Source organism: Rhodococcus antarcticus (assembly GCF_026153295.1).
GTDB classification, from domain to species: Bacteria; Actinomycetota; Actinomycetes; order Mycobacteriales; family Mycobacteriaceae; genus Rhodococcus_D; species Rhodococcus_D antarcticus.
Genome location: NZ_CP110615.1, coordinates 494,006 through 520,794, shown reverse-complemented (window position 1 = coordinate 520,794; position 26,789 = coordinate 494,006). Strand labels below are relative to the sequence as shown.

Genomic DNA, 26,789 nt, shown 5'->3' with positions numbered 1-26,789 from the left:
TCTTACTTCGCCGCTGCGGCGAGCTCGGCGGCCTTGTCGGCGGCCTCGTCCATGGTGGCGACCACGGTGACGAGGGGGTGGGCGGCGGCCGCCAGGATGGCGCGACCCTCCTCGACGTTGTTGCCGTCGAGACGGACGACGAGCGGCTTGCTCGCCGCGTCGCCCAGGGTCTTCAGGGCACCGACGATGCCGTTGGCGACGGCGTCGCAGGCGGTGATCCCGCCGAAGACGTTGACGAACACGCTCTTGACCTGGGAGTCGCCCAGGATCACGTCGAGCCCGGCGGCCATGACGGCGGCGGACGCGCCACCGCCGATGTCGAGGAAGTTGGCGGGCTTGACGCCACCGTGCTTCTCCCCGGCGTAGGCGACGACGTCGAGGGTCGACATGACCAGCCCGGCACCGTTTCCGATGATGCCGACCTCACCGTCGAGCTTGACGTAGTTGAGGTCGTTCTCCTTGGCCTTGGCCTCGAGCGGGTCGGCTGACGCCGCGTCCTGCAGCGCCTCGTGGTCCGGGTGGCGGAAGGCGGCGTTCTCGTCGAGGGTCACCTTGCCGTCGAGGGCCAGGATCCGGCCGTCCGGGGTGCGCACCAGCGGGTTCACCTCGACCAGCGTCGCGTCCTCGGAGGTGAAGACGACCCACAGCTTCTGGATGGTCTCGGCCGCGGCGTCGAGCACCTCGGCGGGCAGACCGCCCTGCTCGGCGATGCTGCGGGCGAGGGCGAGGTCCACGCCCTTCACGGCGTCGACCGGCACGCGGGCGAGGGCGTCAGGGTTCTCCACCGCCGTCACCTCGATCTCGACGCCACCCTCGACCGAGCACATGGCCAGGTAGGTGCGGTTGGTGCGGTCGAGCAGGAAGGAGATGTAGTACTCGGCTGCGATGTCGCTGGCCTCGGCGACGAGGACGTTGGGGACCACGTGGCCCTTGATGTCCATGCCGATGATGTTCGTGGCGTGCTCGAGGGCGTCGGCCGGGGTGGCGGCGAACTTCACGCCACCGGCCTTGCCGCGGCCACCGACCTTGACCTGCGCCTTGACCATGACCGGCTTGCCGATCTCGGTCGCGATCGCCTGCGCCTGCGCGGGCGTCTCGGCCACGCGGCCCGGGGTCGTCGGTACTCCGTGCTTGGCGAAGAGGTCCTTCGCCTGGTATTCGAAGAGGTCCATCAGCCCACCGTCTCGTCTGCGTTGACGCCCGAGCCTGGAACGGGATCGGGTCCGGGATCGCACCCTATCGAGGCTGCTCACCGGCGCCGCGACGCCGGTCGCCCCGAGTGGGCCATCTCACCGGGCGCAGGAGCCCGCAGAATCAGGCCGGGGTCACGTTCGCGCGCACCCAGTCCACGATGGACGCCGTGGTGGCGCCGGGGGTGAAGACCTCGGAGACACCGAGCTCCTTGAGCCGCGGGACGTCCTCCTCGGGGATGATCCCGCCGCCGAAGACCACGACATCGGTGGCGTCCTGTGCGGCCAGCAGCTCGCACACCTTGGCGAACAGGGTCATGTGCGCACCGGAGAGCACGGAGAGACCGATGACGTCGGCGTCCTCCTGCAGGGCGGTCTCGACGATCTGCTCGGGCGTCTGGTGCAGACCCGTGTAGACGACCTCCATGCCGGCGTCGCGCAGCGCACGGGCGACGACCTTGGCCCCCCGGTCGTGACCGTCCAGGCCGGGCTTGGCCACCACCACACGGATCGGAGCAGACACGACGACCTCCAGGGACCACGAGCGGCTCCTCGACGAGCACGCTGGACTCCCGTGAGCGTATCGCCAGGACGTCCTAGCGTCGGCGTGGCCCGCGACCCGATCCGGAGCCGCGGGTCGACCGGGACTCGGCGGGGGCGGCAGGCGTCGGCGGCACGCTCCGCACCAGCAGGACCGCGGTCACCCCGAGCGCGAGCACCCCGACCAGCGAGAGGAGCACCCCGGGCCCGGCCGATGCCCCGGGCACCCGGCCCGAGGTGAGCGGCCAGCTCGACAGGTGCACCAGCAGCACCAGCCCCGCGCCGCCCAGGACGGCCAGACCGCGCTCGCGCCGGGCCCGGACGGCCACCGCCAGCGCCCCGACCAGCACCCCGGCCGCGACCAGCAGCGACCAGGTGTCCCAGCCCCAGCCGCCGGCAAGGGGATCTCCCGCCGTGATCCCGGGGGCGGTGAACCCGGCCGCGGTGAACAGCGGCAGCACCAGGCCCAGCACCCCGAACAGCGCCGCGGTCCCCGCGGCCACCACCACCGGCCGCGGCGGGTCCACGTCCTCGGAGGTGTCGACCTCGTCGCGCTCGGCGGCCCCGGCCAGCCCGGCCGCGGCGGCGCCGACCACCGCCAGCCCCAGCGCGACCACGGTGGCCACCGCCCCTGCGCCCCACCCCACCCCGGGCAGGTCCACCCCGCGGGAGGCGGTGGCGGCCCCGGTGACCGGACCCGCTCCGGCGACGTCGGTGGCCACGAGCACGGCCTGCAGGACAGCACCACCGGCCACGACCACGCCCACCCACGCCACCCCGGCCACCGGTCGCAGCACGGGACCGAACCCCGCCAGCATCCCCACCGCCACGGCGGCCAGCACCACACCGGCCACCAGCAGCACGCGCACCGAGTCCACCTCCGGGGCCACGAGCCCGCCCGAGGTGGAGAGCAGGGGCGCCAGCGCGGCCAGCACGGCCACCGCACCGGCGAGCAGGCCGGACAGCGCGACCACCCGGTGCAGCACCGGGGCGCCGGGCAGTCCCGGTCCGGCGGGCGGCGCCCCGGTCGGCGCGCGCTCGGCACGGCGCCGCGCCGTCACCACGAGCCCGGACGCCGCGGCTGCGAGGGCCACCGACCCCACCGTCGCCAGCAGCGCCCCCACCCCCACCTGGAAGCGGTCGTCCAGCGCTCCGACCAGCAGTCGGGGCGCCGCCAGGGCCGACGTGGCCAGCGCGACCCCTGCGAGCACCCCGGAGGCGGTGGCGACGGACGTGGACACCAGCGCCAGGGCGAGGGACACCAGCACCACCACCGCCACGACGGCGGTCCCGGCCAGCACGGCCGCCGGCGACTGCACGACGGCGGGCACGAGCACCACCGGGTCGCTGCTGCGCAGCGGGGAGAGGGCGAGCCCCACCGCCAGGAGCACACCCGCCAGCACCGCGAGGGTGCACGCGAGCGGGGCGCTGCGGCGCACGACCGGGCCTTCCCCCGCCGCGTCACCGAGGACGTCGGGATCGTCGAGGGCGCCGGAACGACGCAGGGCGACCACCCCGACCAGGGCCGCCACGACCAGCAGCACGTGCCCGGCGAGCACGGCCACCGCCCCCGGACCCGCGCCCAGCTCGGCGGCGGTCACCGGGCGGACGAGCTCCAGCCGGTTCGCGTCCAGGGCCCGGACGAACAGCTGCACGTCCAGCAGCGCGAGCCCGACCGCGACGGCCCCCGCCCCGGAGAGCACCCCCACGGCCCCGGCCAGCCGACCGGCTCTCGACAGCCACAGGGCCAGCAGCGGGACGGCGACCAGCGCGAGGGCGGCCACCGTGGCGGCCACGGGCTGACCGCCGCGCTGGGAGCCATCGGCCGCGGTGGCCACGTCGAGCAGCGGGGCGAGGGCAGCGAGGACCGCACCGAGCGCCGCGACCCCGACCGCGAGCGCCGTGCCGCGCACGGCCGCCGCCAGGTCCACCCGGCCACCCTCGGTCCCTGTCCCGTCCTGCACCGCCGCCACCACGGCTCCGACGGTATCGGCTCGACCAGCCGGCACGGGCACGCCCCGCCGCGTGGCGGGCCCGAGCCGCCACCGGTCGGACATGTGATGCCTGACACAGTTGAACATCGCCGGGAACACCGCGGGTTGCGCGGTCCGCGACCGTTTCGTTACCGTCCACCGACCTCGACATCACAGCCAGGTCACGAGCTGGACGAGGCGCAGTTCCCCCGGACCGCGCCCGCAGGCCCCTGCCTGAGCGTCCGCAGCACCCGACGAGCCCGTCGGGCTGCCTCGTGCCCCGGACACGTACCGGAACACGGAAGGCCACGCCTTGGCGCGTCACCGCACCTCGAGCAGCACGGGACCTTCCGCCATCGTCGAGCTCGCCCTGCGCACGGCCGCGCCGCGCACCGCCGTCCCCGAGGAGGTCGTCGCCGCCCGGGTCGAGACCCCCGCCACCGCCCGGCCTGCCACCACCCCGGTCGCTCCCGCCGTCGTGACCCTGCGGGGAGTGCACCGCGTGCCCGCCCCGCCCGCGGCGCTGCGCGGGCGCGTCGTGGCGGCCGCCGTGGCTGCGGGTGCGTTCGTCGCGGCCGGCCAGGCGCTGGGCCCCTCGGACACCTCGGGCACCACCACCTCCGCCGACGTCGCGCTCGCGGCGGGGTCAGCCCCGCTGGGCACCGGCGGCGCCGCGCTGGCCGTCCCGCAGGTGCTCACCGTGGCCAAGGCCGCCGATCCCGTCGCCACCGAGCAGCTCGCCAAGGGCCAGCGCCTCGGTGCCGAGCGCGCCGCCCGCGAGGCGCAGGCCCGCCGACCGCTCTACGTCGTGCCCGCCGTCGGCACGTTCACCTCCGGATTCGGCGCCCGGTGGGGCACGCAGCACCTGGGCATCGACATCGCCAACAGCATCGGCACCCCGATCGTCTCCGTCGCCGACGGCAAGGTCATCGAGTCCGGCCCGGCCAGCGGTTTCGGCCAGTGGGTCCGCGTGCAGCACGACGACGGCACCATCACCGTCTACGGCCACGTCGACCAGCTCGTCGCGCACGCGGGCGACCGGGTGCTGGCGGGCCAGGAGATCGCGACCATCGGCAACCGCGGGCAGTCCACCGGCCCACACCTGCACTTCGAGGTGTGGCTGCACGGCACCGACAAGGTGGACCCGCAGCCCTGGCTCGCCGAGCACGGCATCTTCGTCGGCTGAGCCGACCCGACAGCACCGTCGGCTGGGCCGACCCGTCAGAGCTTGACCATCGGCACGCTGCCGATGAGCATCAGCCGCACCTTCCCGGCGGTGCCGAAGTCGATGGTGGCCGTGGCCCGGGCTCCCGCACCGTCCGCGGCGACCACGGAGCCGAGGCCGTACTTGTCGTGGCTCACCCGGTCCCCCACCACCAGCACCAGGCCGGGGGTGGACGTCCCGCCCTGCCAGCCGCGGAAGCCGGTCGAGCGCATGCCCCGGGCCGCGATCCCGGCCTGCGCCGAGTCACCCCCGGTGCTGCGGCCGGACGACCAGCCACCGGACGAGCTGGCGGTCCGCAGCGGCTCCACCCGGCGCCAGTCCAGCAGGTGCGGGGGGATCTCGGCCAGGAAGCGGGACTCCGGGTTGGCCATCGGCTGGCCCCACGCCGACCGCACCAGCGCCCGGGACACGTAGAGCCGGTGCCGCGCCCGGGTGATCCCGACGTAGGCCAGCCGACGCTCCTCGGCCAGCTCGTCGGGGTCGCCCAGGGCGCGCGAGTGCGGGAACTGCCCGTCCTCCCAGCCGGTGACGAACACGACGGGGAACTCCAGACCCTTGGCGGTGTGCAGGGTCATCAGGGTGACGACACCGTCGACCGAGTCGGGCAGCTGGTCGGCGTCGGCCACCAGCGACACGCGCTCGAGGAACGCGGCGAGCGAGCCGGGCTCGGCGAGGCCATCGGTGTCGGCCGACTCGGTGACCACGCCGTCGGCGTCGACGACCAGCCCGTCGCCGTCGAGCAGCGGGGTGGTGTTCTCGACGCTCGCGAACTCGCGCGCCACGCTGACGAGCTCGGTGAGGTTCTCCAGCCGGGTGCCGTCCTGCGGATCGTCGCTGGCCTCCAGCTCGGCGCGGTACCCGGTGCGCTCCAGGACGGCTTCGGTCACCTCGGCGATGTCGGCGCCGGAGTCCAACAGCTCGCGCAGCCCGTCGAGGAGCTCGGTGAACCCGGCCACGGACTTCTGCCCGCGCGAGCCCAGCAGGCCGATCTCCCCGGCGGCCCCGGCGAGCAGGGCGGCGTGGAAGGACACCCGGTGGCGCTCGGCGTGGGTGGCCACGCAGGCCTCCGCGCGGTCGCCGATCCCCCGGCGGGGGGTGTTGAGGATGCGGCGAAGGCTCGCCTCGTCGTCGGGGTTGGCGAGCACCCGCAGGTAGGCCACGGCGTCGCGCACCTCCTTGCGCTCGTAGAACCGCACTCCGCCGACCACCTTGTAGGGCAGGCCCAGGCGGATGAACACCTCCTCCAGCGACCGCGAGGAGTTGTTGGTCCGGTAGAACACGGCCACGTCGCCGAACACCGCGTCGCCCGCGTCCACCAGCCGGTCGATCTCCCCGGCCACGAAGGCGGCCTCGTCGTGCTCGTTGTCCGCGACGTAGCCGACGATCTGCGCACCATCACCGGAGTCGGTCCACAGGCGCTTCTCCCGACGCTCCGGGTTGCGCGCGATGACGGCGTTGGCGGCGGTGAGGATGGTCTGGGTGGAGCGGTAGTTCTGCTCCAGCAGGATGGTGCGCGCCTCGGGGTAGTCACGCTCGAACTCGGTGATGTTGCGGATGGTGGCGCCGCGGAAGGCGTAGATCGACTGGTCGGCGTCGCCCACCACGCAGAGCTCGGCCATGGGCACCAGGGCGCTGCCGCCCGCCAGCTCGCGGACCAGCACGTACTGGGCGTGGTTGGTGTCCTGGTACTCGTCGACCAGCACGTGCCGGAAGCGCCGGTGGTAGTGCTCGGCCACGTCGGGGAAGGCCTGCAGCAGGCCCACGGTCTCACCGATGAGGTCGTCGAAGTCCAGCGCGTTGGCCGCACGCAGCCGGCGCTGGTACTCCGCGTAGACCTCGGCCACCCGTCGCTGCAGGTCCTCCGTGGCGTCGGCCGCGGCCTCCTCCGGGCCCACCAGCTCGTTCTTGAGGTTGGAGATGTGGGTGGCCAGGGTGCGCGGCGGGTAGCGCTTGGCGTCCAGGTCCAGGTCGCGCGAGACCAGCGTGATCAGGCGACGGGTGTCGTCGGAGTCGTAGATGGAGAACGAGGACGTCAGCCCGGGCAGGTTGGCCGCCTCCCGCCGCAGGATCCGCACGCACGTCGAGTGGAAGGTCGAGACCCACATGATCTTGGCCCTGGGTCCCACCAGGGCGGCGACCCGCTCGCGCATCTCCGCGGCCGCCTTGTTGGTGAAGGTGATGGCCAGGACCCCGCCCGGGGCCACTCCGCGGTGGCCGAGCAGGTGGGCGATCCGCCGGGTGAGCACCGCGGTCTTGCCCGAACCGGCTCCGGCCACGATGAGCAGCGGGCTGCCCGAGTGCAGCACCGCCTCGCGCTGGGGGCCGTTCAGCCCGTCGAGCAGCACCTCCTCCGAGCGGGAGGCGGGGGCGGGGGCGGCGAGCGGGGTGTCCATCGTGCGCCGACGCTACCCATCCGCACCGACAGGGCCGCACCGACGAGTGCCCACCGACCGCTTCCGTCGCCCCTGCCCACGTGGCACACTGACGACGTGCTCAGCGGTCAGCGGTTTCACCGCGGGTGCCGGACTCCGGTGCCCGTGGCCTGAGCACCACCCCACCACGAGCCCTGAGGTCCGCACCGGACCCGGGGCTCTCGTCGTGAGCGGCTCCGGACGCCGGACGACCCCGGGAACCCGCCCCCACGAGGAGACACAGATGACCACCCCCGGCCCCACCGCCTCGACCGGCCCGACCGCCGCGGACGCGCCCGAGGGCACCGGCGCCCCGCTCCCACAGGACATCGACGCCCTGCGCCTGGAGATAGACCGGCTCGACCGGGAGATCCTGGCCGCCGTGCAGCGTCGCAGCGAGGTCTCCCGCACCATCGGGGCCGCCCGCCGGGCCTCGGGTGGCGTGAAGGTCGTGCACGTGCGCGAGATGGCCGTGCTCGAGCGCTTCGGCGTGCTCGGTCCCGAGGGCCGCCAGCTCGCGATGCTGCTGCTGAGCCTGGGTCGCGGCCGCCTCGGCCACTGAGCCCGGACGGGCGCGCCGGGGTGGACCCGGGTCACGGGCACACTGGGGTCATGGACGCCCTCGCCACGCTCATCGCCGTGATCGCCCTGCTCGCCTCGCTGGCCAACGTCGGCTACCACGCCGCTCTCGGGTCCGCCGCCCGCGGCCGGGCCGGTGGCGGCGAGGTGAGCACCTGGGTCCGGGGGAAGGTCGCCCCCACCGCGGGCGCGACCCTCGGGGCACTCGTGGCCCTCCTGATGTCCGGCGGGGGTGCGGTGGTGGACGTCCTGGCCGTGCTCGTCGCGGTGGGGTCCGCCGCGGTGGCGGCGCGGACCCTGCAGTCGACCCGCGGACGATTCCCCACCACCCGCTGAACCACCACCGGTCCGCTAGCGTCACCACTCGTGGCTGAGGACGGCAGGACAGCGTGGATCGTCCGACCGGGCCACCTCGTCGCCGGCCGCTACCGGCTGCTCTCGCGCATCGGCAGCGGCGCGATGGGGGCGGTGTGGCTGGCCCGGGACCAGCTGCTCGGACGGGAGGTCGCCGTCAAGCAGGTGCTCTCCACGGCCGGGATGGAGGCGGGCGAGGCCGCCGAGCAGCGCGCCCGGGCCCTTCGGGAGGGACGGATCGCCGCACGGCTGTCCCACCCCCACGCGATCACCATGTACGACGTGGCCCTCGACGACGGCGAGCCGTGGCTGGTCATGGAGCACCTGCCCTCGGACAGCCTGGCCGGCGTGCTGGCCTCGAGCGGGGTCCTCGACGTGGCCCGGGTGGCCCAGATCGGCGCGCAGCTCGCGGACGCGCTGGCGGCGGCCCACGCTGCGGGGGTGCTCCACCGCGACGTGAAGCCCGGCAACGTGCTGATCGGTCGCGGAGCCCGCGACGACGGCGTCGTGAAGATCACCGACTTCGGCATCTCCCGCGCGCAGGGCGACCTCGTCCCCAGCCGGACCGGGCCCATCACCGGCACACCGGCCTACTTCGCCCCCGAGGTCGCCCGTGGGCACGACTCCACCGGCGCCAGCGACGTCTTCAGCCTCGGCGCCACGCTCTACACCGCGCTGGAGGGTGTGCCCCCCTTCGGCCTCGACGAGAGTGCCACGGTCCTGGTGCACCGGGTGGCCCGCGGTGAGGTCGTGCTGCCTCAGCGCGCGGGCGCGCTCGCCGACCCGCTGCTGCGCATGCTGGAGCCGGACCCGGCGCGTCGCCCGACCATGGAGCAGGCGCGCGACCACCTCGCGGCCGTGGCCGTGGCCGCGGGACGACGGGGCGCTGTGACCTCCGTGCTGGCGGCACGCACCCCGGTGCGGCCCGTCGGACGGGGCGCGGGTGTCCGCAGGATCTCCCGGCGCACCGCCGTCACCGTGCTGGCCGTGCTGGTGGCCGTGGCGGTCTACCTGCTGGTCGCCGCGGGTCCCGCGGTCCTCTAGCGTCGTTGCCGTGGACGCTGACGCACTGCTCGACGACGTGGCCCCCGGGCGCCTCGTCGCCCAGCGGTACCGCCTCCGCTCACCGGTGGGCCACGGGGCGGCGGGGGCGGCCTGGCTCGCCACCGACGAGGACCGCGACCGGGACGTGACGGTCCAGCGGCTCCGCTCGACCGCCGGGCTCGCGCCCGGGGTCGCCGAGCAGCAGCGGGGGCGCTCGGTGCTGCACGGCCGCACCGCTGCGCAGCTGCGCGACGACCACGCCGTCGCGGTGCTGGACGTGGCGGTGGACGACGGCGACCCGTGGCTGGTCACCGAGCACCTGCCCGGCCGCGACCTCGCCGACGTCGTCGCGTCCAGCCACGTGCTGCCGGTGGCCCAGGTCGCGCAGATCGGAGCCCAGGTCGCCGACGCGATGGTGTCCGCGCACGCCGCCGGCATTCTGCACCGCGGGATCACCCCCGCCACCGTCCTCGTCGGGCAGGGGGGTGACACCGACGGGATGGTCCGGATCACCGACCTCGGCCTCGACCGCGAGCGCGACGAGCTCGCGGTCACGGATCCGGGACTGCTCCGCGGCACCCCCGCCTACCTCGCCCCGGAGGTGGCCCGCGGACAGGAGCCGACTCCGGCCAGCGACGTCCACGCCCTCGGCGCCACCCTGTTCGCCTGCCTGGAGGGCACCCCGCCCTACGGCCTCGACGACGACGCGGAGGTGCTGCGGCACCGCGTCGCCACCGGTCGGCACCGCACGCCGACCCGTGCCGTCGTCCTGGAGCCGGTCCTGCTCGGGATGCTCGACGCCGATCCCGCGAGACGCCCGACCATGGCCGCGGTCCGCGACGAGCTCGCCTCGATCGCCGCGGGGCGTCGACGCCAGCCCGCCGACGTGCTCACCGCCCGCACGCACCTCACGCCGATCTCGTTCGCCGTGGTCGGCATCGCGGCCGGTGTCCGTGCTGCTGCTGCCGCTGACGGCGGGCGGACGGCCGACCCGACCGCTGCCGCCGCAGCAGACGCGTCCGCCGACACGACCGAGCTCGTCGCGGCCGGCCCCGACACGACCGAGCTCGTCGCTGCCCCCGCCGCCGTCGCCGCCCACGGACGCCGTCGAACGGTGCTGCGCCGGCCCGCGGCCGTCGCCGCCGCCGTCGCCGCGGTGACGGTGGCCGCCGCGGCCGCCTACCTGGTCGCGAGGGCGTCCTCGCCCGCCCCGGCCGCAGGCGCTTCGACCAGCACTGCCACCACTGCCCCCGCGACGTCGGCGGTGGCCCCGTTGACCGCCGCCGAGTCCGAGCAGGCGGTGCGCACGCTGGTGTCCCGGCTGCCCGCCGATCCGGCCGGTGCCCTCGCCTCGGCCGGCCCCGTGCTGCGGGCGGTGGGGGTGGCGGCGCTGCGCGACTACCTCGCCGGGGTCACCGCCGTGGCGCTGCAGAAGGTGGTCGCGCAGGACGGTGGAACCGTCTCGGCCGGGCTCGTGCTGACCCTGTCCGACGGCACGACACGCACCGAGCAGGTCACCTTCACCGTCACCCGCCCGGTCTCCACCACCCCCGCAGCTGCCTCCGCCCTCGTGGTCGACTCCGTGCCGCTCGCGGCTCTGGTCTCGGCGGGCCCGCCGCCGACGAACCCCGCGACGCCCACCACCACGCGGGTCACCAACGCCCCGACCACCCGCGCCCGGGCCACCACCACCACCGTCGCCCCGGTGGCCCCCGTCGCACCGCCCGTCCGGTCCACCGCCCCGGCACCGGCACCGGCGACCACCGGGCCGACCACCGGGCCGACCACCACAGTGGCCCCCACCACCCCCACCACCGCCGGTCCACCGGCCCCGACGTCGTCGACCGCACCCACCACCACGGCCGGGGTCGCCACGAGCGCGTCGTGACGGCGGGCTCAGAGCTGGTGGCTCACTCCCACTCGATGGTGCCCGGCGGCTTGCTCGTCACGTCCAGCACCACGCGGTTGACCTCGGCCACCTCGTTGGTGATGCGCGTGGAGATGCGCTCGAGCACCTCGTAGGGCAACCGCGTCCAGTCCGCCGTCATGGCGTCCTCGCTGCTCACCGGCCGCAGCACGATCGGGTGGCCGTAGGTGCGGCCGTCGCCCTGCACCCCGACGCTGCGCACGTCAGCCAGCAGCACCACCGGGCACTGCCAGATCTCGCCGTCCAGGCCGGCGGCGGTGAGCTCGGTGCGGGCGATGAGGTCGGCGGCGCGCAGGATCTCCAGCCGCTCCTGGGTCACCTCGCCGACGATGCGGATGGCGAGTCCCGGCCCGGGGAACGGCTGGCGGCCCACGATCGCCTCCGGCAGGCCCAGCTCTCGCCCGACGGCCCGCACCTCGTCCTTGAACAGCAGCCGCAGCGGCTCCACCAGCGCGAACTCGAGGTCGTCGGGCAGCCCACCCACGTTGTGGTGGCTCTTGATGGTCGCGGTGCCGGCGCCACCGCCGGACTCCACCACGTCCGGGTACAGGGTGCCCTGGACGAGGAAGTCCACGGTCGCCCCGTCGGCCGCCGCGTCGCCGAGGACCTGCGCGGTGGCACCCTCGAAGCTGCGGATGAACTCGCGGCCGATGGCCTTGCGCTTGGTCTCCGGGTCCGACGTGCCGGCGAGGGCGGCCATGAACGTGTCCACCGCGTCCACGGTGACCAGGCGAGCCCCGGTGGCCGCGACGAAGTCCTGCTCCACCTGCTCGCGCTCGCCGGCGCGCAGCAGCCCGTGGTCGACGAAGACGCAGGTCAGCTGGTCACCGATGGCGCGCTGCACGATGGCGGCGGCCACCGCGGAGTCGACCCCGCCCGACAGGCCGCAGATGGCGCGCCTGTCGCCCACCTGCGCGCGGACGCCCTCGACGAGTGCCTCGGCGATGTTCGCGGCCGTCCAGGTGGACCCGATGCCGGCAATCTCGTGCAGGAACCGGCTGAGCACCTGCTGGCCGTGCGCGGTGTGCAGGACCTCCGGGTGGTACTGCACTCCGGCGAGCCGGCGGTCCAGGTCCTCGAAGGCGGCAACCGGGGCGCCCGGGGAGCTGGCGGTGACGGTGAACCCGGCCGGGGCCTGCGTGACCGCGTCCCCGTGGCTCATCCACACCCGCTGGCGGGTGGGCAGGTCCTGGTGCAGGACCCCGCCCTCGGTGGTCAGCTCGGTCCGGCCGAACTCCCGCGTCCCGGTGTGCGCCACGGTGCCGCCCAGGGCCCCGGCCATCGCCTGGAAGCCGTAGCAGATGCCGAGCACGGGAACGCCGGCGTCGAACAGGGCCGGGTCGAGCCGGGGCGCCCCGTCCGCGTACACGCTGGACGGGCCGCCCGAGAGGACCACGGCCGCGGGGTTGCGCGCCATCATCTCCGCGACGGACGTGGTGTGCGGCACCACCTCCGAGTACACGTTGGCCTCGCGCACGCGGCGCGCGATCAGCTGGGCGTACTGCGCCCCGAAGTCGACGACGAGGACGGGCCGGGCGTCGGTGGGCGGCGTGTCGGGGGTGGGGGCAGGCACGCTCCGAGCCTAGATGGCGGCGGCGAGGGGCACGTCCACCGCGGGGGCAGCGGGCCGACCACCCCCGAGCGCGCCCCCACCTGCGGCCGCGGGGCGGAGCTCACGACCCGGCGACCGGCGCCGCCACCGTGGCCGCCGCACCCTGGCGCACGGCCACCAGCGGCAGCCGCAGCGCAGCAGGGGCGTGCTCGGGCACGAACGGGCTGCGCGGCGCCACGGCCTCCACCCGCCGGTAGGCCGCCCCCTGCTCGGGGCGCGCGTCGACCTCCCCCGCGTTCGGCCACAGGGAGAACGCACGCTCGGCCTGCGCGGTGATGGTCAACGACGGGTTGACCCCGAGGTTCGCCGAGATGGCGGAGCCGTCCACCACCGACAGCGTCGGGTAGCCGTGCACCCGGTGGTAGGGATCGATCACGCCGTGGTCGGCGTCGGCACCGATGGCGCAGCCCCCGATGAAGTGGGCCGTCAGCGGGACGTCGAAGATCTCGCCCCAGGTGCCGCCGGCCACCCCGCCGATGTGCCGGGCCATCCGCCGGGTGGCGTCGTTGCCCGCCGGGATCCACGTCGGGTTGGGCTCGCCGTGGCCCTGCTCGCTGCTGAGCCGGCGCCCGAGCAGACCCTTCTTCGTGAACGTCGTGATGGAGTTGTCGAGGTTCTGCATCACCAGCGCGATCACCGTGCGCTCGCTCCAGTCCTTCGTCGACATCATCCGGACGAGCTGGCGGGGATGGCGCGCGGCCACGCCGAGGAACTTCACCCACCGCGGGACCGGTCCACCACCGTCGGTCATCAGCGTCTGCAGCAGGCCCATGGCGTTGGACCCCTTGCCGTACCGGCAGGGCTCGATGTGCGTGGTCTCGTCCGGGTGGAACGAGCTCGTGATGGCCACCCCCTGGGTGAAGTCCCGGTCCGGGTCCACCCGGTAGGCACCCGCGCCGACGATGGACTCCGAGTTGGTGCGGGTGAGCCGGCCGAGCGTGGGCGAGAGGTCCGGCAGCCGGCCGCTGTCCTTCATGGCGTGCAGCAGGTTCTGGGTGCCCCAGGACCCCGCGGCGACCACCACCTGCCCGGCGCTGACCGTGCGGCGGCCCTTGCGCAACCAGGACCCGGTCCGCTCGGTGGACACCTGCCACGTGCCGTCGGGGCGCTGGGTCAGGCTCGTGACGGTGGTCATGGGCACCACGTGTGCGCCGGCCCGCTCGGCGAGACCCAGGTAGTTCTTCAGCAGCGTGTTCTTGGCCCCCACCCGGCAGCCGGTCATGCAGGAGCCGCACTCGGTGCACCCCGTGCGCTCCGGACCCACCCCGCCGAAGTACGGGTCGGCCACGGTCTTGCCCGCCTCGCCGAAGTACACCCCGACCGGGGTCGGGTGGAAGGTGTGGCCCACGCCCATCTCCTCGGCGACGGCCTTCATGACCACGTCGGCCGGGGTGTGGGTGGGGTTGGTGACCACTCCGAGCATGCGCTGGGCCTGCTCGTAGTGCGGGGTGAGCTCCTCGCGCCAGTCGGTGATGTGGGCCCACTGCCGGTCCCGGAAGAACGGCTCGGTGGGCTGGTAGAGGGTGTTGGCGTAGTTCAGGGAGCCGCCACCCACCCCGGCGCCGGCCAGGATGAGCACGTCGCGGAGCAGGTGGATGCGCTGCACCCCGAACATCCCCAGCCGGGGCGCCCACAGGAAGCGGCGGAGGTCCCAGCTGGTCGTCGCCATGTCCTCGTCGGCGAAGCGGCGGCCCGCCTCGAGCACGGTGACGGAGTAGCCCTTCTCCCGCAGGCGCAGGGCCGCGACGCTGCCGCCGAAGCCGGAGCCGATGACCAGGACCTGGGTGTCCGGGGCCGGGACGGCCGTGGAGGGAGTGCGTGCACGCATGGTCGCGGGCCTTCCTGATCGTCGTCGGACCCTACTGGTGGGTAACCGTTGTCGACGGTAACCCACAGCTGCGCCCTGCGCGACGGTCAGCGGGCGCGGACGGTCAGCCCCACCCGCTGGAAGTCCTTGAGGTCGGAGTAGCCGGCCTTGGCCATCGACCGCCGCAGCCCCCCGATGAGGTTGAGCGAGCCGAAGGGGTCGTCCGAGGGCCCGCGCAGCACGCGCTCCAGGCTCGGGCGCTCCTGCGCGCTCTCGAGCGGGGCGACGCCCAGCACGGCCCCGCGCGGCATGGACGGGTGGGCCGCCGCGGACGGCCAGTACCAGCCCCGCCCGGGGGCCTCGGCCGCCACGGCCAGCGGCGCGCCGAGCACCACGGCGTCCGCGCCGCAGGCGATGGCCTTGGCCAGCTCGCCGGAGCCGTGGATGTCCCCGTCGGCGATGACGTGCACGTAGCGCCCGCCGGTCTCGTCCAGGTAGTCCCGGCGTGCGGCCGCGGCGTCCGCGATGGCGGTGGCCATCGGCACCCCCATGCCGAGGACCTCGCCGGTGGTGGTGGCGCCCTCGGTGGAGCCGTAGCCGACGATGACCCCCGCCGCACCGGTCCGCATGAGGTGCAGCGCCGTCCGGTGGTCGCTGACCCCGCCCGCGACCACGGGAACGTCGAGCTCGGCGATGAAGGTCTTCAGGTTCAGCGGCTCGCCGCCACCGCCCACGTGCTCGGCGGAGATGATGGTGCCCTGGATGACCAGCAGGTCGATGCCCGCCTTGAGCAGCATCGGCGTCAGCGACCGGGCGTTCTGTGGGCTCACCCGCACCGCCGTCACCACGCCGGCGTCGTGCACCTCCGCGATGGCCGCGGCCAGCAGGTCCGTCTGCAGCGGGGCGGCGTGCAGCTCTTGCAGCAGGCGCACCACCTCTGCGGGGTCCTCGGCGAGCGAGGCCAGCTCCACGATGCGCTCCACCACTGCCGCCACGTCGGCGTGCCGGCCCCACAGTCCCTCGGCGTTGAGCACGCCGAGCGCACCGAGGCGTCCGAGCTCGATGGCGCTGGCCGGGGAGACCAGGGCGTCGGTGGGGTGCACCAGCACCGGCAGGTCGAACCGGTACGCGTCGAGCTGCCAGGCCGTGGACACGTCCTGGGACGATCGGGTCCGCCGGGACGGGACGATGTCCACGTCGTCCAGCTCGTAGGTGCGACGGGCGGTGCGGCCCATCCCGATCTCGACGAGGTCGCGCACGCGCGGGCCCCTCCTCACGTTGGTTGTTCGGGTGGTGGTTGTTCGGGTGGTGGTCGTCCGAGTGGTCAGCGAACGGTGTAGTTCGGCGCCTCGGCCGTCATGGTGATGTCGTGCGGGTGGCTCTCCTTGAGCCCGGCCGCGGTGATCTGCACGAACCGCGCCCGCTGCAGCTCCTCGATGGTCGAGGAACCGGTGTAGCCCATGGCCGAGCGGAGCCCGCCGAGCAGCTGGTGGGTGACCGTGCTCAGCGGCCCCCGGAAGGGCACCCGGCCCTCGATGCCCTCGGGGACCAGCTTGTCCTCGCTGAGCACGTCGTCCTGGAAGTAGCGGTCCTTGCTGAACGAGCGGGCGTCACCGCGGCTCTGCATCGCCCCGAGCGAGCCCATCCCGCGGTAGGTCTTGTACTGCTTGCCGTTGACGAGGATGAGCTCGCCGGGGGCCTCGGCGGTACCGCCGAGCAGCGAGCCGAGCATCACCGTCCCGGCCCCGGCCGCGAGCGCCTTCGCGATGTCCCCGGAGTACTGGATGCCGCCGTCGGCGATCACGGGCACGCCCGCGGCCGCGCAGGCCGCCACGGCCTCGAGGATCGCCGTGATCTGCGGCGCCCCGACCCCGGCCACGACCCGGGTGGTGCAGATGCTGCCCGGGCCCACGCCCACCTTGACCGCGTCGGCCCCCGCCTCGACCAGCGCCGCGGCCCCCTCCCGCGTCGCGACGTTGCCGCCGACCACCTGGACGCGGTCGCCGACCTCGGCGCGCAGCTTGGAGACCATCTGCAGGACCTGGCTGTTGTGACCGTGCGCGGTGTCGACCATGAGCACGTCCACGCCGGCGTCCACGAGCGCCATCGCCCGCGCCCAGGCGTCCTCGCCCACACCCACGGCCGCGCCCACGAGCAGGCGACCGTCGGCGTCCTTGGTGGCGTCCGGGTGCTGCTCGGTCTTGACGAAGTCCTTGACGGTGATGAGCCCCCGCAGGGCGCCGTGACCGTCGACGATCGGCAGCTTCTCCAGCTTGTGCCGACGGAGCAGGCCCAGCGCCGCCTCGGCCGTCACGCCGACCTCCGCGGTGATCAGCGGCGCCCGGGTCATCACCTCGGCCACGGGGCGCTGCTGGTCCAGCTCGAAGCGCATGTCGCGGTTGGTGATGATGCCGACGAGCTCGCCGGCCGCGTCGGTCACCGGCAGCCCCGAGATGCGGAAGCGGGCGCACATGGCGTCGACCTCGGCCAGGGTGTCGGTGGGCGAGCAGGTGACCGGGTCGGTGACCATGCCCGCCTCGGAGCGCTTCACGGTCTCGACCTGCCGGGCCTGGTCGGTCAGCGACAGGTTGCGGTGCAGGACGCCCATCCCGCCCGCGCGAGCCATGGCGATGGCCATCCGCGACTCGGTGACGGTGTCCATGGCCGCGCTGACCAGCGGCGCGCGGAGCCGGATCCCGCGGGTGAGCTGGGTGGAGGTGTCCACGCCGCTGGGGACCACGTCCGAGGCGGCCGGCAGGAGCAGCACGTCGTCGAAGGTGAGACCGAGCATGGCCACCTTGCCGTGGTCGTCGCCGCCGGTGGCGACCGGTCCTGCCGCGCTGCTCATGTGTACGGACCCTCCAGGGTGTGGGCGCTCCCGCGCCGAGGACCTGGCTGGTCTCCGCGGGGAGGGCCCCATCGTATCGGTCGTCGGCGGCGGGCTCCCCGCGTCCGCGCTGGCCGTCGTGCACTCCCCCTGCGTACCGTGGTCCCGTGCGCGACCACCTGCCGCCCGGTCTCCCGCCGGACCCCTTCGCGGGGGACCCCGCCGATCCCTGCGCCGCCCTCGACGCGCTCGAGCCCGGCGAGCCGCTGGACGCCGAGGAGCAGCGCGCGGTCGAGGAGGACCTCGAGGACCTCGCCGTCTACGAGTCGCTGCTGGCCCAGCGCGGCCTGCGGGGTCTCGTCGTGACCTGCGAGGACTGCCAGTCCGAGCACTACCACGACTGGGACATGCTCCGGGCGAACCTGCTGCAGCTGCTCGTGGACGGCACCGTCCGCCCGCACGAGCCCGCGTTCGACCCGAGCTCGGACGCCTACGTCACCTGGGACTACTGCCGCGGCTACGCCGACGCCGTGACCGGGCACGACGCCGGCCGCTGAGCTACCCGCCCGTCGGGAGCCCCTGGTCGCCGGGCGTCGCCCCGCTCGCGCTCCGGCTCGGAGTGGCGGGAGCCGTGGTCGTCGGCGTGGTGCTGGACGCGGGGTCCGTGGTCGGCACCGGATCCGTGGTCGGCGCAGCGCCGGTGGTGGTCGGCGTGGTGCTGAGCGGGGTGGGGGCGGCCGGATCCGTCGTCGGCCGCGGAGCTGCGGTCGTCGTCACCGGCGGCGCTGTCGGGACGCTCGGCTCGGGGGGCGGCGTGGTCGTCGTCGTGGTGGTGGTGGTGGTGGTGGTCGTGGTGGTGGCCAGGAGGCTGGTGGGTGCGGGCGCCGGGAGGGCGGAGGGCACCAGGCGGGCCTCGAGCTCAGAGTGTCGTCGCTGCAGGTCCTTCCGGCCCTCGTCGGTCCCCACCGAGGGGAGGTCCGCCGCAGCGCGCTGGAGGGCCGTGCGCGCCCTCTCCGGTGTGCCCGACGCGAACGCGGTCTCGGCCTCCGCGAGCTCGGCCGTCACGCTGGCCGCCGCCTGCACCGACCGGGAGTGGTCGACGAACAACGCCTGGGAGACGCCCCACAGCGGGTCGCCGGGGGTCGACTGGTGCGCGGCCCAGCCGACGCCGGTGAGCGCGATGCCCACGGCCGCGGCCGCGGCGGCCACCGGCGAGAGGGCGCGCAGCGGCACCCGCAACCGGCCGCGCCGGGTGGCCGCACGGAGGGCTACCTCGGCCTCGTCGAGGTCCGGGTGCAGCGGGAGGGCTCCGGCGTCGACCCGGTCGCGCCACGCGACCAGCAGGGCGACGACCTCGTCGGAGGCGTCGACCGCGGTCAGCTCTCCGGAACCCACCGCCTCCACGACGCGGTCCGCGGCGAGGACGGCGGCGAGCGACGGCTCGCGGTCGTCCTCGTCCGACGCCTGCGGTGCGCGCTCACCCACCCGTGCTGCCCTCGTTCCCTGGTCCCACCGCAGCGCCGGACCCGGCCACCGCGGTCCTCAGCTTGCCCAGCGCCCGGTGCTGGGCGACGCGGACCGATCCCGCGGTGCCCCCCACCGCCTGCGCGGTCTCCTCCGCCGAGAGCCCCACCACCAGTCGGAGCACGAGGATCTCGCGCTGGCGCTCGGGCAGCGTGTCCAGCAGCTCGGACATGCGGCGCGCCGCGTCGGTGTCCACCGCCCGCTGCTCCGGACCGTCCTCCACCGTGGGGGCGTCCGGCACCTCGGCCACCGGTTCGCTCCGGCTGCGCGCCGCACCGCGGTGGGCATCGGCAACCTTGTGGGCAGCGATGCCGTAGACGAACGCCATGAAGGGCCGCCCCTGGTCGCGGTACCGCGGGAGTGCGGTGATCACGGCGAGACACACCTCCTGCGCGACGTCGTCGGCGGACACGGACACCCTGTCCCCGGGCCCGACCCGCGCGCGGCAGTACCGCACGACCACGGGCCTGATCGTCTCGAGGACACGGGAGAGCGCCGAACGGTCACCCTGCACGGCGGCAGCGACCGACTCGTCGAGCGGATCCCCCTGCTGTTCCATCGACGGGACGGGTCCCAGCGTTACGGCACGGGCACGCTCCGTGCGGTGCGAGGCGGTGCTCCCACCGGATGGTGGGCCGAAGTCCACCGTATCCGCTGCTCGGTACCCCATTCCGGCGGCCGCTGCGGCCGGGACGCAGGGCCGGACGCCGCCGGCGCAGCGCTCAGGAGACGAGGCCGCGCCGGAAGCCGTGCGCCACCGCCTGGGCCCGGTCGCGCACGCCGAGCTTGCGGAACAACCGTCGGGCGTGGGTCTTGACCGTGTCCTCCGACAGGTACAGCTCGCGGCCGATCTGCCCGTTGCTCTTGCCCTGGCTCATGCCCCGCAGCACCTGCATCTCGCGCTCGGTCAGGCGTACACCCGTGTCGGAGGACGGACGGGGCGCGGGGACCGACGAGCTCGACAAGGTGTGGGCCAGGGCCGCGACCAGCTCGGTGCGCGTGGCGTCCCAGCGGAGGTAGCCCCGGGCCCCGCCGGCGATGGCCGCGGAGATGCTCCCGGCGTCGTCCGGCGCGCCGAAGACGATGACGTTGGCCTGCGGGTGCGCGCCGACGAGGCGACGGGTGGCCTCGACCCCGGCGGCCACGGCGCGCTGCGTCCCGATCAGGACGACCTCGGCCGGCGACCGGCCGTAGCGGGCCAGCAGCTCGTCGCCGCTGCTCACGGTGTCGATCCGGGTCACGCCGGGCACGGCTGTCATCACCCTGGTCAGGCTCTCGCGGACATTCCTGCGATCGTCGCAGATGATGACAGTGGTCACGGTCGTTCCTCCACCTCGTGCGGCGCCGCCGACGGCTCCCGCTCCCTCGCCCTATCGGACGACCTCCACCCCACCTTGACCCCGGTCGGGTGAGCCGGCGCGGACCCGTGCCGGGGGCACGCGACCGGTCGGAGCGGTCGTGGACCAGGAACGGACCAGGTCCCGGGGTGTGGGAGCGCCCGGGAGCCCTCCACCCCGCAGGGTGAGGATGGCATGACTCACCGTGTTCTCGTGGCGCAACCCTCCCTCGGCCGGGGACCCGGACCGGGGGCCGTCGAGCGCGAGCAGCAGCATCGTCGCGGCCCAGCGCAGCGGCAGCAGGTCGTGCTGGGCGGCGGCGGTCCGCACCCGGTGCGCCGCCTCGCCCGACCCGGTGGCGGCGGCGACCACGAGGGCGGACTTCAGCTCGTGCCGCACGGACCCCGTCGACGCGGCGAGCCGGAGCGCGGTGCCCGCGTGCGCTGCCGCCTCGTCCCGCTCGTCGCCGCACAGCGCCGTCTCCGCCGCCACCCAGTGCCACCTGACGGCGCAGCGCTCGTCGGCGCCGGCCAGGCCCTGGGCCGCCTGCGCCAGCAGCCGACGGGCCAGGGTCACCCGACCCGGCCCCAGCGCGTCGGCCGCCAGCCCCACCAGGGCGTCCGACCGTGCCGTGGCCCCCGCCCGCCCAGGCACCCCGCCGGCCAGGGCCAGCGCACGTCCGTCGAACCGACGCGCGAGGAGGTGCCCGCCGAGCTGGCGCAGGTGCGACCCGCGGGTGCTCAGGGCCAGCGACCGGAGCCCCACGGCGGTGGTCGGTGCACCCAGCCGCTCGAGCTCCGCCGCCGCCGCCGCGTAGCGCCCCTGACCGCCCAGGGCCACGGCCCGCCACCACCGGCCCTCGTCGTCGTGCGCCGGCGGCAGCGGGTGCCACCCGGGCTCCCCGCCCAGGGCCGCGGCACGCAGGACCTCGCGGTCGCGGGCGGGCGTCGTCACAGACCGGCGGCCGCCGTGAGCACGTTGCCGGCCTCGCCGAGCGACCCCAGCGGCACCACCGCCCTCGGCAGCACTGACGTGTCCCAGCCGGGTCCACCGACGTAGCAGCGCGTGCGCGGTCGCGTCCGCGGGAGACCGCCCACCAGGGCGGCATCGGCGCTCTCCGGCGCCTGCGACCAGAGGAACACCGCAGACGGTGCGGTGCGGGTGATCGCCGCGGCCAGCGCCGTGCCGGGCAGGTCCGCCCCCAGCAGGCTGGCTCCCACACCCCGTTCGGCGAGCGTGGCGGCGAGCACCCGGAGCGGCAGGGAGTGGTGCTCGCCGGGCATCGATCCCAGCAGCACCGGACGGACGGACGCCGGGGCGTGGTTCTGAAAGGCCACCCGAGCCATCACCGAGGTGACCGCCTCGGACAGCATGTGCTCCACCTCGATGCCGAGCCCCGTGCGGGACCACCGGTCGGCCACCGCCCGCAGCACCGGCCGGGCCACCTCGTCCCAGGTGCGGATGACGCCGATGTCGTGGACGGAGGTCTGCAGGAGCCGCACCGTCACGTCCCCGTCCAGGGCGAGCGCCGCGCGCCCGAGCCCGCGCGCCTGTCGTCCGGCGCCCGGCATCCGCAGCGCCGCACCGGCTCCGACACCGGGCGCGGTGTCCTCGTGCTCGACCGAGGGCGCCGTCGGCCTCCGGACGGACGCGAGCTGTGTGGCCGGGCCGCGGGTCGGAGCTGCCGCGGGGCGCGGACCGGACACGGCCAGCCGAGCGGCCTCGGCGGGCGTCGCGCCCTCCACGAGAGCCCGCTGCATGACCTCGAGCCGCGCGACGTCCTCGGGGGCGTAGCGCCGGTGGGTGCCCGAGGAGTGCTCGCCCGGTCCCAGTCCGTAGCGGCGGTCCCAGGTGCGCAGGGTTGCGGGGGCGACCCCCATGCGCCGGGCCACCGCCGAGACCGTCAGCCGCAGTCCGGTCGGCTCCCCCGGGGGCAGCACCGCACCATCGTCGTCCACCGCGGGGGGCACGGCACTCACCGGACACCCACCTCCTAGATCAGCGCGCGGTCGACGGTTCGGCAATCGCGTGAGCAGTGTCTCCCCTGCAGCACCCCTGCACAACTCGTGGCCCGCTCGCGAACAGCTTTACGGTTGACCCCGCAGGTGCGGGCGCACCACCCGTGAAACCGGCACTGAACTGCAGCGGGCAGCCTTCGTGACGGGGTTCGGGGAGGGCAACGGGGCGCCCGAGGGCCGTGTCGTCGGCCCGGACTGCTCCGGAAAAGTCAGATGTGAACAATGGTTGGTTCGTTTCATCGGCAGGCATACCGTCAATGCCAGCGACCTACCAGACGCCCCAGACCCCGCCGCACCGCAGGAGATGACATGGCCGACGTACGACGACTGCCCGGACCGAACGCCGACATCTGGGACTGGCAGATGGAGGGCCTCTGCCGCGGGGTCGACTCGTCCTTCTTCTTCCACCCCGACGGCGAGCGCGGACCGGCCCGCGCCCAGCGCGAGGCCCGCGCCAAGGCGATGTGCGCGCGCTGTCCGGTCCTGGCGCAGTGCCGTACCCACGCGCTGGCCGTGCACGAGCCCTACGGCATCTGGGGCGGCATGTCGGAGTCCGAGCGCGAGAGCGCCGTCCGCACCGCCGGCCGCGAGCTCGCGATCTGAGCACGGCCAGGCACGAGAGGGCGGCACCCACCGGGTGCCGCCCTCTCGTGCGTCCGTGGTCCCCGGGATCAACGATCCCGGGGACCAGCGAGATCAGTGCCCGCCGTGCCCGTGGCCGTGACCGCCCGCGGGGGTCTCGTCCGCGACGAACTCCTTCTTCTCGACGATGGCGCTCTCCGTCGTGAGGATCATCCGCGCGATCGAGGCCGCGTTGGTCACCGCTGCCCGGGTGACCTTGACCGGGTCGACGACCCCGTCGTCGAGCAGGTTGCCGTAGGTCAGCGTGGCGGCGTTGAAACCGCCACCGGCCGCCATCTCCGCGACGTTGTTCACGACGACGGAGCCCTCCTCGCCGGCGTTCGTCGCGATCCAGTACAGCGGGGCCGACAGGGCCGTGCGGACGACCGCCACACCGGTGGCCTCGTCCCCGGTGCGTCCCAGTCCGCCGTCGAGCACCAGCGCGGCCTGGACCAGCGCCGAGCCACCTCCGGCGACGATGCCCTCCTCGACCGCGGCCTTGGCCGCCGCGACGGCGTCCTCCACGCGGTGCTTGCGCTCCTTGAGCGCGGTCTCGGTGGCGGCACCCACCTTGATGACGGCCACGCCGCCGGCGAGCTTCGCGAGGCGCTCCTCGAGCTTCTCGCGGTCCCAGTCGGAGTCGGTCGCCTCGACCTCGCGGCGCAGCTGCGCCACCCGGCCCGCGATGTCCTCGCTGGTGCCCGCGCCGTCGACGATCGTCGTGTCGTCCTTGGTGACGACGACGCGGCGCGCGGAGCCCAGCAGGTCGAGCCCGGCCTCCTTCAGCGAGAGACCGACCTCGGCCGAGATGACCGTGGCGCCGGTGACGACGGCGAGGTCGTCCAGGAACGCCTTGCGGCGGTCGCCGAAGAAGGGCGCCTTGACCGCGGTGGCCTTGACCGTCTTGCGGATCGCGTTGACCACGAGGGTGGACAGCGCCTCGCCCTCGACGTCCTCGGCGATGATGAGCACGGACTTGCCGGACTCGGCGATCTTCTCCAGCAGCGGGAGCAGGTCGGCCAGCGCGCTGATCTTGTCGCGGTGCAGCAGGACGTAGGTGTCCTCCAGCACGGCCTGCATGGACTCGGTGTCGGTGACGAAGTACGGCGAGATGTAGCCCTTGTCGAACTGCACGCCCTCGGTGACCTCGAGCTCGGTGCTCAGCGTGGAGGACTCCTCGACGGTGACGACGCCGTCCACGCCGACCGCGGTCATGGCCTCACCGACCATCGCGCCGATGACCTCGTCGCGCGAGGAGACGGTGGCGACCTGGGCGATGGCGTCCTTGCCGCTGACCGGGGTGGCGGCGGCCGCGAGGGCCTCGCACACCGCGTCCGCAGCCGCCGCGATGCCGGTGCCCATGGCCATCGGGTTCGCCCCGGCGGCCACGTTGCGCAGCCCGGCGCGGACCATGGCCTGGGCCAGGACGGTGGCGGTGGTGGTGCCGTCGCCGGCCACGTCGTTGGTCTTGGTGGCGACGCTCTTGGCGAGCTGGGCGCCGAGGTTCTCGAACGGGTCGTCGAGCTCGATCTCCCGGGCGATGGTGACGCCGTCGTTGGTCACGACGGGGCCGCCGAAGCTCTTGGCGAGCACGACGTGGCGCCCACGCGGTCCGAGGGTGACCTTCACCGTGTCGGCGAGCTTGTCGACCCCGCGCTCCATCGCGCGGCGGGCGCTCTCGTTGAACTCGATCTGCTTGGACATGTCTGGTGGCTCTCCTGGGTGGTGGAGGAGCGGGCGCCGTGGCCCGCTGGAGGTGCGTGACGCACGCCGCCCCGGGGTCCGGTCGACGGACCGCCGGGGCGGGTGCGGTTGGGGCCCAGCAGGGCCCCGGAGGTGCTACTTGGAGACGACGGCGAGCACGTCGCGCGCGGAGAGGATCAGGTACTCCTCGCCGGCGTACTTGATCTCGGTGCCGCCGTACTTGCTGTAGATGACGGTGTCGCCCTCGGAGACGTCGAGGGGGACGCGGTCGCCCTTCTCGTTGAAGCGGCCGGGTCCGACAGCCACCACGGTGCCCTCCTGGGGCTTCTCCTTGGCCGTGTCGGGGATGACGAGACCGGAGGCGGTCGTCGTCTCCGCCTCGTTGGCCTGGACGAGGATCTTGTCCTCGAGCGGCTTGATCTTGACGCTCGCCACGATGAGACCTCAGCTTTCCTGGGTCGTAGCGTGCCGGGGGGTTCCCCGGCACTGGGGATCACGAGTGGGGTGACTCCTGCACCTGCCCCGTCGTCGCGGGAGCCGGGGCGGGCTGGGGTGTCTCTGGCACTCTAACCCCGCGAGTGCCAGCGGTCCACCACCCGTCCCGTCGTCAGAGGTGGGTGGTGGTCACGGGCAGACCCGGATCCGCGCCGATCTCCAGCGCGGACGGCGCCGCCCCGGCCGCCACCAGGTGCGCACCGAGCGCGGCCACCATCGCCCCGTTGTCCGTGCACAGCCCGGGCCTCGGCACGCGCAGGGTCAGCCCGGCCGCGCCGCAGCGCTGCTCCGCCAGGGCCCGCAGCCGGGAGTTCGCGGCCACCCCGCCGCCCAGCACCAGCGTGTCGATGCCGGTGTCCCGGGCGGCGCGCACGGCCTTCATGGTGAGCACGTCGGCGACGGCCTCCTGGAAGCTCGCGGCCACGTCGGCCACCGGGACGTCGTGCCCGGCGCGCTGGAGGCCCTCGACGTGCCGCGCCACGGCCGTCTTCAGCCCCGAGAACGAGAAGTCGTGCCGCGAGTCCCGCGGGCCCGTCATGCCCCGGGGGAAGCGGACGGCCGTGGGGTCACCCTCCCGGGCGAGGCGGTCCAGCACCGGACCCCCGGGAAACCCCAGCCCGAGCAGCCGCGCCACCTTGTCGAAGGCCTCCCCCGCCGCGTCGTCCACGGTGGCCCCCAGCGGGACCACGGGCTCCGCGAGGTCCGCGACCCGCAGCAGGCTCGAGTGCCCGCCGGAGACGAGCAGGGCCAGGCAGGGTGGCAGCGGTCCGTGCTCCAGGGTGTCCACGGCCACGTGCGCACCCAGGTGGTTCACCCCGTGCAGGGGCACGTCCCACGCCGCGGCGTAGGCCTTGGCCGCGGCCAGCCCCACCAGCAGCGCACCGGCCAGGCCCGGCCCCGCGGTGACGGCGACGGCGTCGGGACGGGTCACCCCGGCCGTGGCCAGCGCACGCCGCACCGTGGGGGCCATCGCCTCCAGGTGGGCCCGGGAGGCGATCTCGGGGACCACGCCGCCGAACCGGGCGTGCTCCTGGACGCTGGAGGCGACCTCGTCGGCCAGCAGCTGCACCGCGCCGTCGTAGTGCAGCCGGACGACGCCGACACCGGTCTCGTCGCAGGAGGTCTCGATGCCCAGGACGATCACGTCGTCCCCCCCGGGGCCGGTCGTGCCATGGTGAACGCGTCGGCCCCGCTGGGCGAGTAGTACCCGCGCCGGGTGCCCACCACGGTGAACCCGTGCGCCACGTAGAGGGCCTGGGCGGCGACGTTGTCGGTGCGCACCTCGAGGAACACCGGCCCGCCGTGGGCGTCGGCGGTGGCCAGCAGGTCCTGCAGCAGCACACGGCCGGTGCCGGCCCGCTGCCGGGCGGGGTCGACGGCGATGGTGTGCACCTCGTTCTCGGGGTCGCTGCGCCGCCCGAGGCGGGCCAGCCCCGCGTAGCCCAGCAGCTGGTCGTCGTCGTCGCGCGCGGTGACGTAGTGGTTGTGGCCGGCCGCGAGCTCGGCCCGGAACATCTCGGCGCTCCACGGGTCGTCCCCGGGGAACAGCAGCTGCTCCAGCTCGGCGCAGCGCGGCACGTCGGCGTCGGTCATCGCGGTGA

Annotated in this window: 24 protein-coding genes; 7 read left to right on the top strand and 17 right to left on the bottom strand. The window is 74.6% G+C overall.

Annotated elements, in window-relative coordinates:
- Positions 1 to 2: 2 nt before the first annotated feature.
- From sucC to RHODO2019_RS02645, 3 genes are all read right to left on the bottom strand, one after another.
- Positions 3 to 1,172: an ADP-forming succinate--CoA ligase subunit beta gene (gene sucC / locus RHODO2019_RS02655; protein ID WP_265383503.1), complete on the bottom strand. Its 1,170-nt coding sequence runs from the start codon at positions 1,170 to 1,172 to the stop codon at positions 3 to 5.
- Between the two features lie 142 nt (positions 1,173 to 1,314).
- Positions 1,315 to 1,713 carry a coenzyme B12-dependent isobutyryl CoA mutase small subunit gene (gene icmB / locus RHODO2019_RS02650; RefSeq protein WP_265383502.1) on the bottom strand — a complete coding sequence of 133 codons (399 nt, stop codon included), beginning with the start codon at positions 1,711 to 1,713 and terminating at the stop codon, positions 1,315 to 1,317.
- A 73-nt stretch (positions 1,714 to 1,786) separates the two neighbouring features.
- Positions 1,787 to 3,706 carry a hypothetical protein gene (locus RHODO2019_RS02645; RefSeq protein ID WP_265383501.1) on the bottom strand — a complete coding sequence of 640 codons (1,920 nt, stop codon included), beginning with the start codon at positions 3,704 to 3,706 and terminating at the stop codon, positions 1,787 to 1,789.
- 310 nt (positions 3,707 to 4,016) lie between these two features.
- On the opposite strand from RHODO2019_RS02645, the gene RHODO2019_RS02640 reads away from it, so the two are divergent.
- Positions 4,017 to 4,889 carry a M23 family metallopeptidase gene (locus tag RHODO2019_RS02640; protein ID WP_265383500.1) on the top strand — a complete coding sequence of 291 codons (873 nt, stop codon included), beginning with the start codon at positions 4,017 to 4,019 and terminating at the stop codon, positions 4,887 to 4,889.
- A gap of 35 nt (positions 4,890 to 4,924) precedes the next feature.
- Here RHODO2019_RS02640 and RHODO2019_RS02635 read toward each other — a convergent pair whose 3' ends face one another.
- The gene (locus tag RHODO2019_RS02635) at positions 4,925 to 7,321 is read right to left on the bottom strand and encodes a UvrD-helicase domain-containing protein (RefSeq protein WP_265383499.1); all 2,397 of its coding nucleotides are present in this window, start codon (positions 7,319 to 7,321) and stop codon (positions 4,925 to 4,927) included.
- Positions 7,322 to 7,583: 262 nt separating this feature from the next.
- Here RHODO2019_RS02635 and RHODO2019_RS02630 point away from each other — a divergent pair, with 262 nt between their 5' ends.
- Genes RHODO2019_RS02630 through RHODO2019_RS02615 form a run of 4 tightly spaced genes read left to right on the top strand, consistent with a single transcriptional unit; the run spans position 7,584 to position 11,204 of the window.
- Positions 7,584 to 7,901: a chorismate mutase gene (locus tag RHODO2019_RS02630; protein ID WP_265383498.1), complete on the top strand. Its 318-nt coding sequence runs from the start codon at positions 7,584 to 7,586 to the stop codon at positions 7,899 to 7,901.
- 50 nt (positions 7,902 to 7,951) lie between these two features.
- Positions 7,952 to 8,254 (top strand): hypothetical protein, encoded by a 303-nt coding sequence (locus RHODO2019_RS02625; RefSeq protein ID WP_265383497.1) that lies wholly within the window; start codon positions 7,952 to 7,954, stop codon positions 8,252 to 8,254.
- 30 nt (positions 8,255 to 8,284) lie between these two features.
- Positions 8,285 to 9,316 (top strand): serine/threonine-protein kinase, encoded by a 1,032-nt coding sequence (locus RHODO2019_RS02620; protein ID WP_265383496.1) that lies wholly within the window; start codon positions 8,285 to 8,287, stop codon positions 9,314 to 9,316.
- A gap of 10 nt (positions 9,317 to 9,326) precedes the next feature.
- Entirely contained in the window at positions 9,327 to 11,204 is a 1,878-nt protein-coding gene (locus RHODO2019_RS02615; RefSeq protein ID WP_265383495.1) for a serine/threonine-protein kinase, read from the top strand.
- 22 nt (positions 11,205 to 11,226) lie between these two features.
- Here the strand turns inward: RHODO2019_RS02615 and guaA are convergent, their stop codons facing one another.
- From guaA to guaB, 4 genes are all read right to left on the bottom strand, one after another.
- A complete protein-coding gene (gene guaA, locus RHODO2019_RS02610) occupies positions 11,227 to 12,816 on the bottom strand; it encodes a glutamine-hydrolyzing GMP synthase (protein ID WP_265383494.1) in 1,590 nt (529 codons plus the stop codon).
- 100 nt (positions 12,817 to 12,916) lie between these two features.
- A complete protein-coding gene (locus tag RHODO2019_RS02605; RefSeq protein WP_265383493.1) occupies positions 12,917 to 14,683 on the bottom strand; it encodes an FAD-dependent oxidoreductase in 1,767 nt (588 codons plus the stop codon).
- 86 nt (positions 14,684 to 14,769) lie between these two features.
- Positions 14,770 to 15,921, bottom strand: a complete 1,152-nt coding sequence (locus RHODO2019_RS02600) for a GuaB3 family IMP dehydrogenase-related protein (protein WP_265383492.1) — start codon at positions 15,919 to 15,921, stop codon at positions 14,770 to 14,772.
- A 65-nt stretch (positions 15,922 to 15,986) separates the two neighbouring features.
- Entirely contained in the window at positions 15,987 to 17,510 is a 1,524-nt protein-coding gene (guaB, locus tag RHODO2019_RS02595) for an IMP dehydrogenase (protein WP_265383491.1), read from the bottom strand.
- A gap of 146 nt (positions 17,511 to 17,656) precedes the next feature.
- Between guaB and RHODO2019_RS02590 the strand changes: the two genes are divergently transcribed.
- Positions 17,657 to 18,046, top strand: coding sequence for a DUF5319 domain-containing protein (locus RHODO2019_RS02590; RefSeq protein WP_265383490.1), 390 nt, complete (start codon positions 17,657 to 17,659; stop codon positions 18,044 to 18,046).
- 1 nt (position 18,047) lies between these two features.
- Here the strand turns inward: RHODO2019_RS02590 and RHODO2019_RS02585 are convergent, their stop codons facing one another.
- From RHODO2019_RS02585 to RHODO2019_RS02565, 5 genes are all read right to left on the bottom strand, one after another.
- Complete coding sequence (locus tag RHODO2019_RS02585; protein ID WP_265383489.1) at positions 18,048 to 18,974, bottom strand: hypothetical protein; 927 nt, start codon at positions 18,972 to 18,974, stop codon at positions 18,048 to 18,050.
- Entirely contained in the window at positions 18,967 to 19,572 is a 606-nt protein-coding gene (locus tag RHODO2019_RS02580; protein WP_265383488.1) for a sigma-70 family RNA polymerase sigma factor, read from the bottom strand. Before RHODO2019_RS02580 ends, RHODO2019_RS02585 begins: the two co-directional genes overlap by 8 nt.
- 163 nt (positions 19,573 to 19,735) lie before the next feature.
- A complete protein-coding gene (locus tag RHODO2019_RS02575) occupies positions 19,736 to 20,332 on the bottom strand; it encodes a response regulator transcription factor (RefSeq protein ID WP_265383487.1) in 597 nt (198 codons plus the stop codon).
- 51 nt (positions 20,333 to 20,383) lie between these two features.
- Positions 20,384 to 21,304 (bottom strand): hypothetical protein, encoded by a 921-nt coding sequence (locus RHODO2019_RS02570; RefSeq protein WP_265383486.1) that lies wholly within the window; start codon positions 21,302 to 21,304, stop codon positions 20,384 to 20,386.
- Entirely contained in the window at positions 21,301 to 22,329 is a 1,029-nt protein-coding gene (locus RHODO2019_RS02565) for a MerR family transcriptional regulator (protein ID WP_265383485.1), read from the bottom strand. The genes RHODO2019_RS02570 and RHODO2019_RS02565 overlap by 4 nt, the downstream gene beginning before the upstream one ends.
- 348 nt (positions 22,330 to 22,677) lie before the next feature.
- On the opposite strand from RHODO2019_RS02565, the gene RHODO2019_RS02560 reads away from it, so the two are divergent.
- A complete protein-coding gene (locus RHODO2019_RS02560) occupies positions 22,678 to 22,971 on the top strand; it encodes a WhiB family transcriptional regulator (protein ID WP_265383484.1) in 294 nt (97 codons plus the stop codon).
- 93 nt (positions 22,972 to 23,064) lie between these two features.
- Here the strand turns inward: RHODO2019_RS02560 and groL are convergent, their stop codons facing one another.
- From groL to rimI, 4 genes are all read right to left on the bottom strand, one after another.
- Positions 23,065 to 24,693, bottom strand: a complete 1,629-nt coding sequence (gene groL / locus RHODO2019_RS02555) for a chaperonin GroEL (protein ID WP_265383483.1) — start codon at positions 24,691 to 24,693, stop codon at positions 23,065 to 23,067.
- 135 nt (positions 24,694 to 24,828) lie between these two features.
- Positions 24,829 to 25,128, bottom strand: coding sequence for a co-chaperone GroES (gene groES / locus RHODO2019_RS02550; RefSeq protein ID WP_265383482.1), 300 nt, complete (start codon positions 25,126 to 25,128; stop codon positions 24,829 to 24,831).
- A 172-nt stretch (positions 25,129 to 25,300) separates the two neighbouring features.
- Complete coding sequence (tsaD, locus tag RHODO2019_RS02545) at positions 25,301 to 26,332, bottom strand: tRNA (adenosine(37)-N6)-threonylcarbamoyltransferase complex transferase subunit TsaD (protein WP_265383481.1); 1,032 nt, start codon at positions 26,330 to 26,332, stop codon at positions 25,301 to 25,303.
- Complete coding sequence (rimI, locus tag RHODO2019_RS02540) at positions 26,329 to 26,781, bottom strand: ribosomal protein S18-alanine N-acetyltransferase (RefSeq protein WP_265384911.1); 453 nt, start codon at positions 26,779 to 26,781, stop codon at positions 26,329 to 26,331. Before rimI ends, tsaD begins: the two co-directional genes overlap by 4 nt.
- Between the last annotated feature and the right edge of the window lie 8 nt (positions 26,782 to 26,789).